Consider the following 14,795-nt stretch of genomic DNA (forward strand, 5'->3'; position numbering starts at 1 on the left):
GCGGTCAGATGGAACCACCGGCGTGTCCACCGTCGGCCATGGCCCGAGGGAGTACGCGTGGAGGCGCTCATCCTGATCGTGGCGCTCGGCGTCACGGTCCTCGTCGGCACCACTCTCGGCGGCCGGTACCGGGTCGCCCCGCCGGTCCTGCTCATCGCGTTGGGAGTGCTGCTCGGGCTCGCGCCGCCGCTGTCCGAGGTCACCCTGGAACCCGATCTTGTCCTGCTGATCTTCCTGCCGGCGATCCTGTACCGGGAGAGCCTCACCATCAGCCTGCGGGAGATCCGGGCCAACCTGCCGGTGATCGGGCTGCTCGCCGTGGTGCTCGTGGTGCTCACCATGGTCACCGTGTCGTTCGCCGCGCAGGCGTTCGGGGTGAACCCCGCCGCCGCCTGGGTGCTCGGCGCGGTGCTCGCGCCGACCGACGCCGCCGCGGTCACCGGCCTGGCCAAGCGGCTGCCCCGGAAGCTGCTCACCACACTGCACGCGGAGAGCCTGATCAACGACGGCACGGCGCTCGTGGTCTTCGCGGTGGCAGTGGGTCTGCTGACCGAGAGCGCCAAGCCGGGCGTGCTGGGCGTCAGCGAGGAGTTCGTCGGTGCCAGCGTCGGTGGTCTGGTCGCTGGCCTGCTGGTGGGGGCCGCTGTGGTGTTGATCCGCAAGCGGCTCGACGATCCGCTGCGCGAGGGAGCGCTCAGCGTGCTGACCCCGTTCGGCGCCTTCCTGCTCGCCGACTCGGTACACGCCAGCGGTGTGCTGGCGGTGGTGGTCGCCGGGCTGGTGCTCGCCTACGCCGGCCCACGGGTGATCCGCGCCCGGTCCCGGGTGCTGGCGTACGCGTTCTGGGATCTCTCCACGTTCCTGATCAACGGCGGGTTGTTCGTTCTGCTCGGCACGCAGATTCCCCGCTCGGTGCGGAGCATCACCAGCACCTCGCCCGAGCGGGCTCTGCTGATCGTGCTCGTGGTCACGGTGGTCGTCATCGGCACCCGGCTGCTCTTCATCTACCTCACCGCGCAGTCGGCGCGGCTGCGTCGCCGCCGGATGGCGGACGACGACGGTCGAGGTCCCTCCGGCTGGCGGGTGGGTACCGTCGCGGGTTGGTCCGGGTTCAGGGGCGCTGTCTCACTCGCCGCCGCCCTCGCCGTCCCGACGGTGATGGTCAACGGTCGACCCGTCGTCGAACGCGATCTGATCATCTTCGTCACCGCGCTGGTGATCGTGCTGATCATGCTGCTGCAGGGCACCACACTGCCTTTTGTCGTGCGCTGGGCCGGGCTCAGTGGCGACCCGGAGCGCGTCGACGAGGCCCGCAACGCCCGTCGGCGGGCCACCGAGGTGGGCCTGGCCGCTCTTCCGCAGGTCGCCACCGAGGTCGGCGCGCAGGCTGACTCGGTGCGGCGGCTGGAGGCCGAGTACCGGCGGCACCTGGAGGACCTCGACGAGAGCGGTGGGAACACCGCCGAGGAGCGCCGGCTGGAACGCCGACTGCGTCTCGGCGTCCTCGCCCACAAGAGGCGTGAGGTCACCCGGTTGCGTGACAACCGGGAGATCGACGACCTGGTGCTTCAGGAACTTCAGGCCGCGCTTGACAACGAGGAGATCCGGCTGCTGGGGCGCGGGCCCAACGAGTGACAGGCGGCAACCCGTCGGCTCGCGGCTCAGAGCACCTGATCGAGGAAACGGCGCAGCCGCGGATGCTCGGCCCGCTCGAAGATCGCCTCGGGTGGGCCGGCCTCCAGCACCACGCCCCGGTCCATGAAGGCGACGGTGTCGGCGACCTGCCGGGCGAAGCCCATCTCGTGGGTCACCACCACCATGGTCATCCCCGCGGCGGACAGGTCGGCCATCACCCCGAGGACGCCCTTGACCAACTCCGGGTCGAGCGCCGAGGTCGCCTCGTCGAAGAGCATCACCTCGGGCCGCAGCGCCAGCGCGCGGGCGATCGCCACCCGCTGCTGTTGACCGCCGGAGAGCTGCGCCGGCCGAGAGTCCGCCTTGCCGGCCAGCCCCACCAGTTCCAACTGCGCCCGGGCCACGGCCTCCGCCTCGTCCGCACCGAGCCGGTGCAGCCGCCGCAGCGCCAGCGTGACATTACGCAGCACGCTCATGTGCGGGAAGAGATTGAACTGCTGGAACACCATGCCGACCCGCTGCCGTAGTGCGTCCGGGTCGTCGCCCCGCACGCTGCGCCCGTCCAGCAGCACGTCGCCCCGGTCCGGCTCGATCAGCCGGTTGATGGTACGCAGCAGCGTTGACTTGCCCGACCCGGACGGGCCGATGACGCAGGCCGTCGCGCCGCGCGGCACCGAGAGGTCGACGCCGCGCAGCACCCGGTTCGGCCCGAAGGCGAGGTGCACGTCCCGTACGTCGAGGCTGACCGAGGTCGTCGTTCCGGTGGTGGTCATCGGCGGTCTCCCTGGGTGGGGGTGGGCAACAGCGGCTCGTCGCGCTCGTCGTCAGGTGCGGCGACCGGCCGACCGTTGCGCAGCCGCCTGTCGATCCAGTTGACGACGTGCGTCAGCGGGACCGTCAACGCCAGGTAGCAGAGCCCCGCCAGTAGCAACGCGGACTCGTTGCCGGTGGTGGCCGCATAGTCCTGCCCGATCCGGAACAGCTCCCGCTGGCTGGCCACCAGGCCGAGGAAGTACACCAGGCTGGAGTCCTTGATCAGCGCGATGAGCTGGTTCACCCAGGCCGGCAGCACCCGCCGGATGCCCTGCGGAACGATCACCAGCCGCATCGTGTCGGCCCAGGAGAATCCGAGTGCCCTGGCGCCCTCCACCTGGGCGGCCTCCACCGACTGGATACCCGACCGGAAGATCTCCCCGATGTACGCGGCGGCGATGAGCGACAACGCCAGGATGCCCAACGGGTACGGATCCGGCCCCCAGACCCGCATGCCCAGCGGAGCCAACCCCACGCCGATCAGCAGGATCGTCGCCGCGGCCGGAAGCCCCCGGAACACGTCGGTGTAGATCCGCGCCGGCCAGCGCAACCAGCGGCTGCGGGAGATCCCGGCGACGGCCAGCAGCAGGCCCAGCACCGAGCCGAGCAGGGCGGCGGAGACCGCCAGGATCAGCGTGTTGGGCAACCCGACGGTGAGCATCTCGGGCAGCGCCTCGCGCATCGCGTCGGCGTCGAAGAAGGTTTCCCACAGGGTGCTCAACGGATCCATCGGTTACTCCTCCCACCGCCCCGCTCGCTCGTCACCGGCTCAGGACGCGGCCGACGCGGACGGTGCCGCCGACGCGGACGCCGACGGTGCTGTCGCCCCCGCGCTGCCCGGCTTGAAGTCCGCCGGGATCGGCCGACCCGGGTAGTACTGCGCCTGCAACCGGCTCCACGTGCCATCGGCGATGACCTCGTCGAGGGCCCTGTTCAGCGCCTGGCGCAGCTTGTCGCTGCCCTTGGCCACGGCGTACGCGGTCGGTGCCGGGCTGAGCTGCTTGGCCGCCACGGTGATCTTGCCCTTGCTGTCGGCGGCCGACTTCTCGCCGATCTCCGCCGGGGCGATCCACGCGTCGGCGGTGCCCGCCTTGAGCTGGTTGATCGCGCCGTTGTAGTCGGGCACACGTACCGGGTTGAGCTGCTTGCCGGTGGCGTAGTCGTCCTGGACGGTGCCCTGCACCACCACCACCCGCTTGCCGGTGAGCTGGTCGAAGCCGGTGACCGGCGAGCCGGCCGGCACGTCCAGGCCGAAGTAGCCGAAGTCGTACCCGTTGCCGAAGTCGACTGTCTTCCTGCGGGCCTCGGTGATCGTGATCGAGGAGCTTCCGACGTCGAACTTGTGGTTGTTCACCTGGCTGAGCAGCGCCGAGAAGTCGGTGCCGACGAACTCGACAGTGAGGCCGAGCTTGCCGGCCACCGCGGTCAGCAGGTCGTTGTCGAAGCCGGTGAACTTGCCGTCCTCGAGGTACACGTTCGGTGGGGCGTCGGTGAGCGTGCCGGCGCGCAGCACGCCCGGCTGGGCCAGGCCGTACGGGTTCGTGGTGGCGTCGGACGAGCTGTCGTCGCCGCACGCGGTGAGGGCGGTGGCGGCGAGGATCGTGGCCGCGCCCAGGGCAGCGGCACGGGTCAGGGCAGGAAGAAGTCGCACTGGTGTCTCCGAAGGGTGGTGTCTCGGCGCGCACTGGTGTGCGCCACCGGCGGCGCGCCCGATGGGCGTACCGGTGGGAGGAAGTTCGGGAAGGGGGTGCTAGAGCGCGGTGCCGCGACGACAGGCGGCGCTGCACATTCGCATCATGTCCACGTGCCGTCGCCGGGTCAGTGCCGGCGACTGTCGACCGGTGCGGGAAGCCGCGACGTCGGTCGGTGGGGCGGTGCTGAGGATGCGCATGGTTCTCCCGGGTCTAGTGCTGACCTGGGTGCCAGGCCACGCTTGCACCGACGTCGAGCCGGTGCCTGGTCTTCACCCGGGGCACCCCACCGCGGAGGAGGGTTGCCGGCCAGCGAGCCGGGGCTTCGCGCTGGCACTCATGACCTGCGCCGAGGCTAGCAGCACCAACGGGTCGACCGTCCAGTCGTTATGACCACGCTCACCGTGCGCGACGCTCCGCCCGTTCGCAGGTCAGCCGGCGTGCACGTGCGGTCGACGGTGCGGGTCGGGCTCCTGGCGGCGCAGGATCTCCCGGGTGACCGAGGCGATGGCGCCCTGCCCGAACGCCAGGTAACGCAGGAAGTTGCGGGCCGGGCCGCCCTCGGACCACTCGAAGTAGATGTGGGGGCGTCGACGGCTGCGGTCCCGGATCTCCAGCAGCAGGGCGGCGAGTGCCGTGGGCACCGACGAGCTGGCCAGACTGAGTACCGGGAAGCGACTGTCGACCACGCTGCCGCAGACCAGCAGTTCGGTCTCGAAGTCCGACGGGTCGGTGACGGTGACCTCGACGAAGACGATGTCGCTGTCGTCGGGGAAGTCGTTGTCCGCCATGGTCTGGGCCAGCTTGGCGCGGTAATCCGCCTCGTCGCGCCGGTCGGGTTCGTGCGCGATCAGGCGGATCCGCCGCCCGGCTCGTTCGTCGATCATCCGGGACGCGGCCGGGTCCAACTCGACGTGGTCGACGCGTAGCTCGTAGGCCCGCATCAGCCGGGACAGCACCGACACCAGGATGATCCCGCCGATGAAACAGGCCGCGATCTTGACGCCGTCCGGGCGCTCGACCACGTTCGCCAGCGTCGTGTAGACGAAGATCACCGCGATGGCTCCGAAGGCGATGGTGCGGCCGCGTTGACGCTGCCGGCGCGCCGCGAGCGTCACCGCCGTCGCGGCCGAGGTGATCAACACCAACACCCCGGTGGCGTACGCGCCGCCCTGCGCGTCCACGCTGGCCTTGAAGACGACCGTGATCAGGAACGCCACGGCGGTGAAGACCAGCACCAGCGGCCGGACAGCTCGTGCCCAGGTCGGCGCCATGCCGTAGCGGGGCAGGTAGCGCGGCACGAGGTTGAGCAGACCAGCCATCGCCGACGCCCCGGCGAACCAGAGGATCCCGATCGTGGACAGGTCGTACACGGTGCCGAACACCTCGCCGAGGTGGGCGTGCGCCAGGTAGGCCAGCGCCCTCCCGTTCGCCGGCCCACCCGGCTTGAATGCCTCCGGAGGGATGAGCACTGTGGTCGTCACGCTGCTGGTGATCAGGAAGACGCTCATGATCGCCGCGGCGGTGGTGAGCAACCGGCGCGTGCCACGGATCCGGCCCAGCGGTCGTGCCTCCGAGTCCTGCGGGTCACCCCGTACGCTCGGCATGACCGCCACCCCGGTCTCGAAGCCGGACAGACCCAACGCCAGTTTGGGAAAGACCAGCAGCGACAGCCCGACCACCAGCCACGGATCACCGTGCCCGGTGGTCAGCATGGTGGTCCAGTCGCCCACCGCGCTCGGATGCGTCACCACCCGCCACAGCGCGTCGGCCACGACCACCGCGTTCAGCGTCAGGTAGACCGCGACCAGGACGACGGCGATCCCGATGGCCTCAGTGAATCCCTTCAGGAACACCGCGCCCAGCAGCGACACCAGCAGCAGCGTGACAAGCACCTCGTGCCCCTTGAGCCCGCTCGGCCAGAACGGGTTCTCGTCGATGTGCGCCGTCGCGTCGGCCGCCGAGAGGGTGATGGTGATGATGAAGTCGGTGGCCACGAAACCGAGCAGCACCAGCACCAGCAACTTGCCGGGCCAGTAGCTCAGCAGGCGTACCAGCATCGCGATCGAACCCTCACCGTGCGGGCTCTCCACCGCCACCCGCCGGTAGACCGGAAGCGCGCCCAGCAGGGTCACCAGCACCAGCACCAACGTCGCCACCGGTGAGAGCGCCCCGGCCGCCAGCGCCGCGATGCCCGGCTGGTAACCGAGTGTGGAGAAGTAGTCGACACCGGTCAGGCACATCACCTTCCACCACGGGTGGTGCCGGTGCTCCGGCGGGCGGGCGTGCGGCCCCGGGTGCTGCACGGCCTGGTCCGAGCCGGCGTCGAGCAGCCACCCCCGCAACCGGCCGCCGCGTCTGTCGACAGTCACCGGCGCGTCCCCCGTCATCCCACCCGCGGTCACCGTGAGTATCCGCCCGCCGGGCCGCCGGCGTCCGCCGGTGCGCCGAACCCGGCCGACGCCACGGCGGGTTTCGCGCCCGAGACAGGGGGGAAGCAGCGCCCCGGGCTGGACCGGACGGCACCGGGGGAGGGGACAGGGCATGGTCGGCGGCCGTCGCTTCCGCCCCGATGGTGGCTTCGGCCGTCAACTCGACGAGTACGAGACCAGAGTGGGCGAGCGGCCGTCCACGGAGTCGCCCCCCGCGCCGCGTGGCGGCCTGGTCGACAGTGCGGTCTACCTCCGGGGCCACCGGTTCGCCTCACCGTCCGGCCTCGCCGAGACGTACCGCTGCCTTCAGGAGCAGGACGGCGCGATGGCCTGGATCGGGCTGTACCGGCCCGACATCGAGCAGATCACCTCGCTGGCCCGCGAGTTTCGGCTGCACGACCTGGCGGTCGAGGACGCCATCAACGCCCACCAGCGGCCCAAGCTGGAGCGGTACGGGCACACCGTGTTCGTGGTGCTGCGCGCCGCCCGCTACGACGACCTGCGGGAAGAGGTCGAGTTCTCCGAGCTGCACCTGTTCATCGGGCCGGGCTTCGTGGTCACCGTCCGACACGGTGAGGCTCCCGACCTGGCGGCGGTGCGGCGGCGGCTGGAAACCGAGGTGCAGATGCTCGCCCGGGGGCCGGAGGCGATCCTGTACGCGATCCTCGACCAGGTGGTCGACGGGTACGCGCCGGTGGTGGCCGGGCTGGAGAACGACATCGACGAGATCGAGACCCAGGTGTTCGGTGGTGACCCGAACGCCAGCCGCCGCATCTACGGCCTCAGCCGCGAGGTCATCCAGTTCCAGCGGGCCGCCCGGCCGCTGCTCAGTGTGCTCGACTCGCTGGCCGGCGGCGCCGGCAGCGCCAGCGCGGACGAGGAGCTGCGCCGCTACCTGCGTGACGTGACCGACCACCTGACCCAGGTGGTGGAGCGGGTGGACGGTTTCCGGCACCTGTTGCAGAACATCCTCACCGTCAACGCCACGCTCGTCTCGCAGCAGCAGAACGAGGAGATGCGCAGCCTCACGGCGGCCAGCTACAGCCAGAACGAGGAGCTGAAGAAGGTCTCATCCTGGGCGGCGATCCTGTTCGCCCCCACGCTCATCGGCACCGTTTACGGCATGAACTTCGTCCACATGCCGGAGCTGAACTGGCGCTTCGGCTACCTGTTCGCGCTGCTGTTGATGCTGCTGGTCTGCAGCACCCTCTATGTGATCTTCAAGCGGCGCGGCTGGCTCTGAGCCGCACTGCTCGAACTCACTCGATGCCGCGCAGGATGTGCCGTTCGTCCTCGACGTCGTCGTCGCCGGCGCTGATCCGGCCGAGCAGTACGGCGGCCGCCCAGATCGTCAGCGGCGTCGCCGCCCCGGTCATCCCGCCGCCGGTCCGGTCGTCCCGGGTCTGGCTCCGCTCGGTACGCGGTGGCCTGCGCTGAGCCTGCATGGGCCCTGCCTCTCCTCGTCGAAGCCGCCGTGGGCGGAGCGGGGTGACCCCGCGCCGCGCCACACCGGCCGGGTGAACCGCCTATAAGCAGCCCACCACCGGTACGACGGCCACTCGAACCATCCCACGCCCGGCCACATCCGCACCGCTTGTTTTCGGGTTTCCGACTGCGGCCCGCCAAACCGGACATTACGCGTCTACGGTCGAGGCACGGTCAAGGCAGCGGGTGGGCGATGCCGCGCGCGTGGTCGGTGAGCGCCGCGCCGACCACTGTCGCGGCCAGCGGCAACACCTCCAGGCAGCGGCGCACCGCGGCGGCCATCAGCGAGTTCGGCACCCGCATGGAGAGCGTGCAGTGCGGCACCCACCGCCCCGGCTGGTAGTGCTCCGCGAGGGGGATTCCGGCAGCGGCCAGCCGGTCGTGCACCAGCCGGTGGTGCGCCAGCAACTCCGGGGTGGGTACCGGGCCGAGCCAGAGCACCCGGTCGACGAACTGGCCGGCGTGCTGGAAGTCGAGCCGCAGTGGGGCGGCCACCACCGTCCCCTGTAGCGCCTCGACGACCTGCTCCCTGTCGAAACGGGGCGCCACCATGAGCGAGACGTGCGGACGGTGGCGCTGCTCCAGCAGAGAGCGCATGCTCTGCACTCCCTCGGCCTCCAGCGCGTCCCAGAGCACCCGGATCCGGCGGGTGGCGTCCGGGTCCAGGTACAACTCCACTGCGGCGACCATGTGATCACCGTAGTTCCGAGGTTTGCCCGCCCGGATCCGGCGGTACCTGGTCGGAAAGCGACACAGGGAGGGCGTAGCCGTGAATGTGAGTGACCTGCTGACCGAGGCGTACGGCCGGCTGCCCGACCTCGTCCGCGCTGCCGTCGACGGCCTCAGCCCCGAGCAGCTGCGCCACCAGCCCGGCCCGGGTGCCAACCCGGTGGGTTGGCTGGTCTGGCACCTCACCCGGGTGCAGGACCACCACGTCGCCGACCTGCTCGACGCCGACCAGGTTTGGGTGAGCGGTGAGTGGGCGGGCCGGTTCGGGCTCAGCGCCGACCCCGACGACATCGGTTACGGGCACTCGGCCGCCCAGGTCACGGCGGTGCGGCCGGAGAGCGCGCAGGCGCTGATCGACTACTACGAGGCGGTGGCGGCGCGTACCGGAAGCTTCCTGGCCGGTCTGGGCCCGGCGGACCTGGACCGCGTGGTCGACGAGGCGTGGGACCCGCCGGTCACCCTCGGCGTCCGGTTGGTGAGCGTCGCCGACGACGACCTGCAACACGTGGGCCAGGCCGCCTACGTGCGCGGCCTGATCGAGGCCGGCTGACCGCTCTCACCCGGTTCGGGTGAACCGGGCTCACCCCGACGCGGGTGATCCTGCGGGAAACCCTGGGGAGGGGGCCCGATGGGCGCGACGGTGGAGCAGTACCTGGGACAGCTGGACACCTCTCGGCGGCCCGACCTGCCGGAGACCACAACGGGGACGCTGCGGCTCGACGTCCGCGACGACGGCAGCACCGATCACTGGTACCTGACCGTCGCCGACCAACAGGTCCGGGTGACCCGTTCGGCCGACGACGCCGAACTGGTGGTGCGGGCCGACCGGGAGGTCTTCGACCGGATGGCCCGCGGCGAGCTGCACCCTGGCGCCGGCCTGCTGCGCAACGAGCTGACAGTGCAGGGCAACATGCGGCTGCTGATGCTGCTGCGGCGGATCTTCGCCGGGCCGGACGGCGCCCGTCATCCCCGCGAGCTGGGCCGGGCCGCGCTGGTCGGCCAGGGTGCGACGACCGCTCGGGACGAGCGGCGGTGAAGCAGGAACTGGTGCACGTCATCGCCGGGAACCTGTTCGCCATCGGCGACGCCCAGGGCGACATCGAGGCCGACCCGCGGGCCCCGGTCGGGCTGTTCGCGTACGACACCCGGTTCCTGTCCCACTGGGTGCTCCGGATCGACGGTGAACGGGTCAACGCGTTGTCCCGCGACGACCTCACCTACTTCGAGACCCGGTTCTTCCTGGTCCCCGGCGCGGCGAGCCACTACGTCGACGCCGACGTGTCGATCATCAGGCACCGCTCGGTGCACGACTGTTTCCACGAGAACATCACAGTGCTCAACCACTCGTCGCAGCCCGCCGAATACACGGTCCGGGTGGAGATGGCGAGCGACTTCACCGACGTCGTCGAGGTCGGGCAGCTGCGGCGACGGGCCGTCGACGTCACCGCCGACTCGACGAACCAGCAACTCGTCCTGCGCTACCAGCGGGACCGGTTCGTGCGCGAGACCACAGTGCGCAGCACCTTCCCCGCCGAGGTGGACGAGCAGGGAATGACGTTCCGGGTCCGGATCGCACCCGACGGGGTGTGGGAGACCGACCTGCACGTCAGCGTGACGATGGGCGGCGAGGACGGCCGGGACCTCCGCGCCGATCTGCGGCCGCACCAGCAGACCGTGCGGACGGGGATGCGCGAGGACCTGGTGCGGTGGCTGGACCGGGCGCCGCGACTGGTGGCCGAACGCAGGGGCCTGGAGGAGCTGTACCAGAGCACCCTCACGGACCTGGCGGCGCTGCGCTACCGGCCGCTGTCGTACCGCGAGCGGGTGCCGATCGGCGGTCTGCCCTGGGCGATGGGGTTGTGCGGACGGGACGCCCTCATCACCTGCCTGCAGACGATGGCGTTCACCCCCGAACTGGCCCCCGCGACGCTGCGGATGCTGGCACTGATGCAGGGCGGCCAGCTCGACGACGCGTTGGACGAGGAGCCCGGCAAGATCCTGGCCCAGCTCCGCTACGGCGAGACCGGGGCGTTCAGCGACCGGGCGAGCGCGCTGTACTACGGCGCGGCGGACACCACCCCGCTGTTCGTCGTGCTGCTCGACGAGTACGAGCGCTGGTCCGGTGACGCCGACCTGATCCGCGAACTGCGTCACCCGGCCCGGATGGCGCTGGACTGGATCGACGAGTACGGCGACCTGACCGGGGACGGTTACCTGGGCTACCAGCGCCGCAACGAACGCGACGGCGCCATCAACCAGTGCTGGAAGGACTCCCCGGACGCGATCGTCGACGCCCGGGGCCGGCAGCCCGCCTTCCCCCGCGCCACCTGCGAGTTGCAGGGCTACGCGTACGACGCGAAACGACGTGGCGCCCGGCTGGCCCGGGAGTTCTGGGGTGACCCCGCGTACGCGGACCGGCTGGAACGGGAGGCGGAAGCGCTGAAGGATCGCTTCAACAGGGACTTCTGGCTGCCCCACCGGGAGTACTACGCGTTGGCGCTGGATCCGTACGGCGAACCTGTCGACGCGCTGGCCTCCAACATGGGGCATCTGCTCTGGAGCGGGATCGTCGCGGACGACCGCGCGGAAGCGGTGGCCGAGCACCTGGTCGGGCCGCGACTGTTCAGCGGGTGGGGGGTGCGGACGTTCGCCGAGGGGCAGCGCACCTACAACCCGGTCGGCACACACCTGGGCGCTGTGTGGCCCTCGGACAACGCGTTGATCGCCGCCGGGTTGCGTCGCTACCGCCTGGACGAACAGGCGGCCCGGATCGCGGGCGGCATCTTCGACATGGCGCAGACGATCGGCAGCTCGGCGCCGGGAGTGATCGCCGGCTACGACCGCGCCCTGACGACCTACCCCGTGCAACTGACGACGAGCTGCCGCCCGCAGGCCTGGTCGTCGGGAGGGATGCTGATGCTGCTCGGCACCATGCTGGGCCTGCGACCCACCGGTGACAACCTGCTGGTGAACCCGGCGGTGCCGGAGGGATTCGGTCGGTTGGAACTGCTCGACATCCCGGGCCGCTGGGGTCACTCCGACGCCTACGCGAGAGACCGGACCACCGAACGCCGGCACCGCCTGCGCTGAGCCACCGGCGGTGTGCCGAGGTCAGCCCATGGTCCTGGCACCGTCGATCGACTCCCGCAGGATGTCGGCGTGCCCGGCGTGCTGGGCCGTCTCGGCGATCAGGTGCAGCAGCACCCGGCGGACCGTCCACCTCGCACCGGGCTCGAACCAGGGCGCCTCCGGCAGCGGGTGCGCCGCGTCCAGGTCGAGGGTGGCGACCAGCTCGTCCGTGCGGCCGGCCACCGCCTGGAAGTGTGCGACGAGCGCGCTGAGGGTCTCGCCCGGCGCCATCTGGAACTGACCGACCCAGTCGACCTCCTCGCGGCCCATCGCCTCGGCACCGCCGACGGCGAAGAGCATCCAGCGGTGCTCGACGCCGGCCACGTGCTTGATGATGCCGCCGAGGCAGAGGCCGCTGACGGTGGGACGGCTGGCCGCCTGCTCGTCGGTGAGCCCGTCGACGGTCTGCAGAAGAAAACCGCGGTGCCTGCGGAGCGACTGTAGGAAGTCGGTGCGCTCACCGGTCAGCTGTTCGGTGCTTGTCATGCCGCCACCCCTCGTTGATGTCCACCCGAGGTCACCGTAGGGCGAGGCACCGACACTTCCCGGACACCACACCGGGTTGGCGGGAGACCCGCCAGCGGTTGCCGATCCGCGCCGGTGGCGGTCCACTGAACAACATGGGTGTGATTAAGGTGGGCACGTCGTCCTGGGCGGACCAGTCAGTGCTGCGCTCCGGGTGGTACCCCCGCTCGGCCACCACGCCAGCTCGTCGGTTGGGCTTCTACGCCAGCCAGTTCCCGATGGTCGAGGTGGACACGTCCTACTACGCCATCCCGGTGCCGGAGACGACCCAGGGCTGGGTGGACGCCACACCGGACGACTTCACCTTCGACGTCAAGGCGTTCAGCCTCTTCACCGGTCACCCGACGCCTGTCGCCGTACTGCCCCGGGATCTCCGCCCGGCCGCCGGCCCGAGCCGGATCCGCCGCCGTGACCTGCCCGAGCGGGCGTACGACGAGCTGTGGGCCCGGTTCCGCGCGGCCCTCGACCCGATCGCGGCGGCCGGCAAGCTCGGTGTGGTGATGTTGCAGTTTCCGCCCTGGCTGGTGCGCAGCCCCGCGGCCGAACGCCGGATCGTCGAGCTGGCACAGCGCTGCCGGCCGTGGCGGGTCGGTGTGGAGCTACGGCACGGGTCCTGGTTCGACGACGACGCCGCGACCGACACTCTGGACCTGCTCCGCTCGCACGACCTCTCCCTGGTCTGCGTCGACATGCCGCAGGGGCACCCGTCGTCGGTGCCGCCGATCCTGACCGGGACGGCGGAGCCGGCAATCGTCAGGTTCCACGGGCACAGCGACGCCTGGGGTACGGGCGACAAGCAGGAGAAGTTCCGGTACGCGTACGCCGAGGACGAACTCCGGCACTGGGCCGGCCGGCTCGCCGAGTTCGCCGACCTCCCTGACGACCTGCACGTGCTGTTCAACAACTGCTGCGCCGGTCAGGCCCAGCGCGACGCCACCCGGCTGGCGCAACTGCTCGCCGAGACGATGCTCAGCGAGCACGCCGTCCCGATGACCGGCTGAGCGTCGGACGGGACAGCCGTCGGGCGTCGGCCTAGGACCGTCGTCCCCGGCTGCGCAGGGCGTCCTGGGTCGAGTCGCCGATGTCGGCGTCGTCCGGGAAGGTGCGCCCGCTGGGGGCGGGATCGGGTGGGGCGCCCGGTCCGGCCATCGTCGTGCGGGTCGGCTCGACCGAGCCGAAGCCGTGCCGTCCCGCCGGGTCGGACCGGCCCGCCGGGGCGCCAGCGCGCCGCTCTCCGCGCCGTCCCTCGGGAACCGCTGTCTCCTCGCTGCCCTCGTCCATGGGGGAGTCGTTGCCAGCGCCCCAGGGCGCGTCGGCGTCGAAGCCGTCGCCGGTGCCCCACGGCGTGGTCGCCTCCGGCTCCAGCCGGTCGTTGTTCCCGTCGCGTCCCTTGTGCGCCGTCATGGCCACCCCGCTCGTCGGTCCGCCGACAGCGGCGGACGATGGGCCCCTTCTCGGGCCGGGACTGCCCGCCCGAGCGCGGCGTCCGACATGTCGCCGGTACGCCGCCGCGCACACGGGAACCGTCGTGGCTCCGGTGCGCGCGCAGGGCCGGCCAGCGCCCCGCCGTCGAGGTGGCGGCGGGACGCCGGTCGGCCCGACGTTCAGCGTCCGGCCATTGCCATCGGCCGCTTGCCGTTGCTCATTCCCGCCATCTTGATCATGCCCTTCGAGGCGCCCTTCATCCCACCGGCGCGACCGAGCATCCCGCGGAACACCTGGCCGGGCTTCTGCTGCTCACCCATGTACGCGGTGACCACGACCAGGGTCCCGGTGAGCGCCGGAATGGCCCACTGCAACAGCTTCATCTGCCGCTGCGACGAGGCCACACTGGCCGGGGTCTGGTGGTTCGGCTCGGTGGCGCCGCTCACTGACGGACCGCCGGCCTTCTCCAGCCGCATACCTACCAAGCGGCTGTAACCGGTGACCGCCAGCGCGCCGATCGTCAACGCCGTCTTGATGGCGCTGGCCCGGCCGACGCCGGACTGGGCCGCCACCCGTGGGCTCTCGGTGACCAACTCGCCGACCGCGCCGGCCAGGTGGGCGCCGATCGCGGCCGCGTTGACCGGTGTCCACTTGGACCATCCGGCCGAGGCGACCGGGAGTCGCTGGGTCGAGTCGCTGATTTTCGCCGCTGCGCCGTTGACGCCGAAGGCACCCATGAGGGAGCCGCCAAACCAGGCCGCCAGGCCCAGATCGTGCATCGAGCGCAGTGCGGTGTGCCGTTCGGACATGTGATCCCCTTCCGCCGTGTCGGGCGGTGCGGCTTACCCGCCGCTCGGGCAGCTAACCCCGCCCCGGTCGGGCCGATCCGCACCGCCTTGGGCAGCTACCGGGCATCGGTGCCCACTGCGGG

At 71.1% G+C, this 14,795-nt stretch carries 15 protein-coding genes and 1 riboswitch; of the genes, 6 read left to right on the plus strand and 9 right to left on the minus strand.

What is annotated here, in order from left to right:
- Positions 1-57: 57 nt before the first annotated feature.
- A complete protein-coding gene (locus ABZ406_RS06980; protein ID WP_357756569.1) occupies positions 58-1,635 on the plus strand; it encodes a Na+/H+ antiporter in 1,578 nt (525 codons plus the stop codon).
- A 26-nt stretch (positions 1,636-1,661) separates the two neighbouring features.
- Here the strand turns inward: ABZ406_RS06980 and ABZ406_RS06985 are convergent, their stop codons facing one another.
- From ABZ406_RS06985 to ABZ406_RS07000, 4 genes are all read right to left on the minus strand, one after another.
- Positions 1,662-2,408: an amino acid ABC transporter ATP-binding protein gene (locus ABZ406_RS06985; RefSeq protein ID WP_357756571.1), complete on the minus strand. Its 747-nt coding sequence runs from the start codon at positions 2,406-2,408 to the stop codon at positions 1,662-1,664.
- Positions 2,405-3,178, minus strand: a complete 774-nt coding sequence (locus ABZ406_RS06990) for an amino acid ABC transporter permease (protein ID WP_357756574.1) — start codon at positions 3,176-3,178, stop codon at positions 2,405-2,407. Before ABZ406_RS06990 ends, ABZ406_RS06985 begins: the two co-directional genes overlap by 4 nt.
- Before the next feature lie 39 nt (positions 3,179-3,217).
- Complete coding sequence (locus ABZ406_RS06995) at positions 3,218-4,099, minus strand: ABC transporter substrate-binding protein (protein ID WP_357756578.1); 882 nt, start codon at positions 4,097-4,099, stop codon at positions 3,218-3,220.
- Between the two features lie 273 nt (positions 4,100-4,372).
- Positions 4,373-4,484, minus strand: a riboswitch (SAM riboswitch).
- 86 nt (positions 4,485-4,570) lie between these two features.
- Complete coding sequence (locus ABZ406_RS07000; protein ID WP_357756580.1) at positions 4,571-6,511, minus strand: amino acid transporter; 1,941 nt, start codon at positions 6,509-6,511, stop codon at positions 4,571-4,573.
- Positions 6,512-6,683: 172 nt separating this feature from the next.
- On the opposite strand from ABZ406_RS07000, the gene corA reads away from it, so the two are divergent.
- On the plus strand, positions 6,684-7,814 hold the full coding sequence (corA, locus tag ABZ406_RS07005; RefSeq protein ID WP_357756585.1) for a magnesium/cobalt transporter CorA: 1,131 nt from the start codon (positions 6,684-6,686) through the stop codon (positions 7,812-7,814).
- A 16-nt stretch (positions 7,815-7,830) separates the two neighbouring features.
- Here the strand turns inward: corA and ABZ406_RS07010 are convergent, their stop codons facing one another.
- Complete coding sequence (locus ABZ406_RS07010; protein ID WP_238677098.1) at positions 7,831-8,016, minus strand: hypothetical protein; 186 nt, start codon at positions 8,014-8,016, stop codon at positions 7,831-7,833.
- A 214-nt stretch (positions 8,017-8,230) separates the two neighbouring features.
- On the minus strand, positions 8,231-8,746 hold the full coding sequence (locus tag ABZ406_RS07015) for a 2'-5' RNA ligase family protein (protein WP_357756588.1): 516 nt from the start codon (positions 8,744-8,746) through the stop codon (positions 8,231-8,233).
- A 79-nt stretch (positions 8,747-8,825) separates the two neighbouring features.
- On the opposite strand from ABZ406_RS07015, the gene ABZ406_RS07020 reads away from it, so the two are divergent.
- From ABZ406_RS07020 to ABZ406_RS07030, 3 genes are all read left to right on the plus strand, one after another.
- Positions 8,826-9,335, plus strand: coding sequence for a DinB family protein (locus tag ABZ406_RS07020; RefSeq protein WP_357756591.1), 510 nt, complete (start codon positions 8,826-8,828; stop codon positions 9,333-9,335).
- A gap of 78 nt (positions 9,336-9,413) precedes the next feature.
- On the plus strand, positions 9,414-9,821 hold the full coding sequence (locus tag ABZ406_RS07025; protein ID WP_357756594.1) for an SCP2 sterol-binding domain-containing protein: 408 nt from the start codon (positions 9,414-9,416) through the stop codon (positions 9,819-9,821).
- Positions 9,818-11,875, plus strand: a complete 2,058-nt coding sequence (locus ABZ406_RS07030) for a glycogen debranching N-terminal domain-containing protein (RefSeq protein ID WP_357756596.1) — start codon at positions 9,818-9,820, stop codon at positions 11,873-11,875. Before ABZ406_RS07025 ends, ABZ406_RS07030 begins: the two co-directional genes overlap by 4 nt.
- Before the next feature lie 21 nt (positions 11,876-11,896).
- Here the strand turns inward: ABZ406_RS07030 and ABZ406_RS07035 are convergent, their stop codons facing one another.
- Positions 11,897-12,400 carry a DinB family protein gene (locus ABZ406_RS07035; protein WP_357756599.1) on the minus strand — a complete coding sequence of 168 codons (504 nt, stop codon included), beginning with the start codon at positions 12,398-12,400 and terminating at the stop codon, positions 11,897-11,899.
- 134 nt (positions 12,401-12,534) lie between these two features.
- On the opposite strand from ABZ406_RS07035, the gene ABZ406_RS07040 reads away from it, so the two are divergent.
- Positions 12,535-13,440 carry a DUF72 domain-containing protein gene (locus ABZ406_RS07040; protein WP_357756601.1) on the plus strand — a complete coding sequence of 302 codons (906 nt, stop codon included), beginning with the start codon at positions 12,535-12,537 and terminating at the stop codon, positions 13,438-13,440.
- A 31-nt stretch (positions 13,441-13,471) separates the two neighbouring features.
- Here ABZ406_RS07040 and ABZ406_RS07045 read toward each other — a convergent pair whose 3' ends face one another.
- Together ABZ406_RS07045 and ABZ406_RS07050 are read right to left on the minus strand one after the other, a co-directional pair.
- Complete coding sequence (locus ABZ406_RS07045; protein WP_357756604.1) at positions 13,472-13,843, minus strand: hypothetical protein; 372 nt, start codon at positions 13,841-13,843, stop codon at positions 13,472-13,474.
- 200 nt (positions 13,844-14,043) lie between these two features.
- Complete coding sequence (locus tag ABZ406_RS07050) at positions 14,044-14,673, minus strand: hypothetical protein (RefSeq protein ID WP_124821501.1); 630 nt, start codon at positions 14,671-14,673, stop codon at positions 14,044-14,046.
- Positions 14,674-14,795: the final 122 nt, after the last annotated feature.

This window comes from Micromonospora sp. NPDC005710, assembly GCF_040630995.1.
In the GTDB taxonomy this organism is placed as follows: Bacteria; Actinomycetota; Actinomycetes; order Mycobacteriales; family Micromonosporaceae; genus Micromonospora.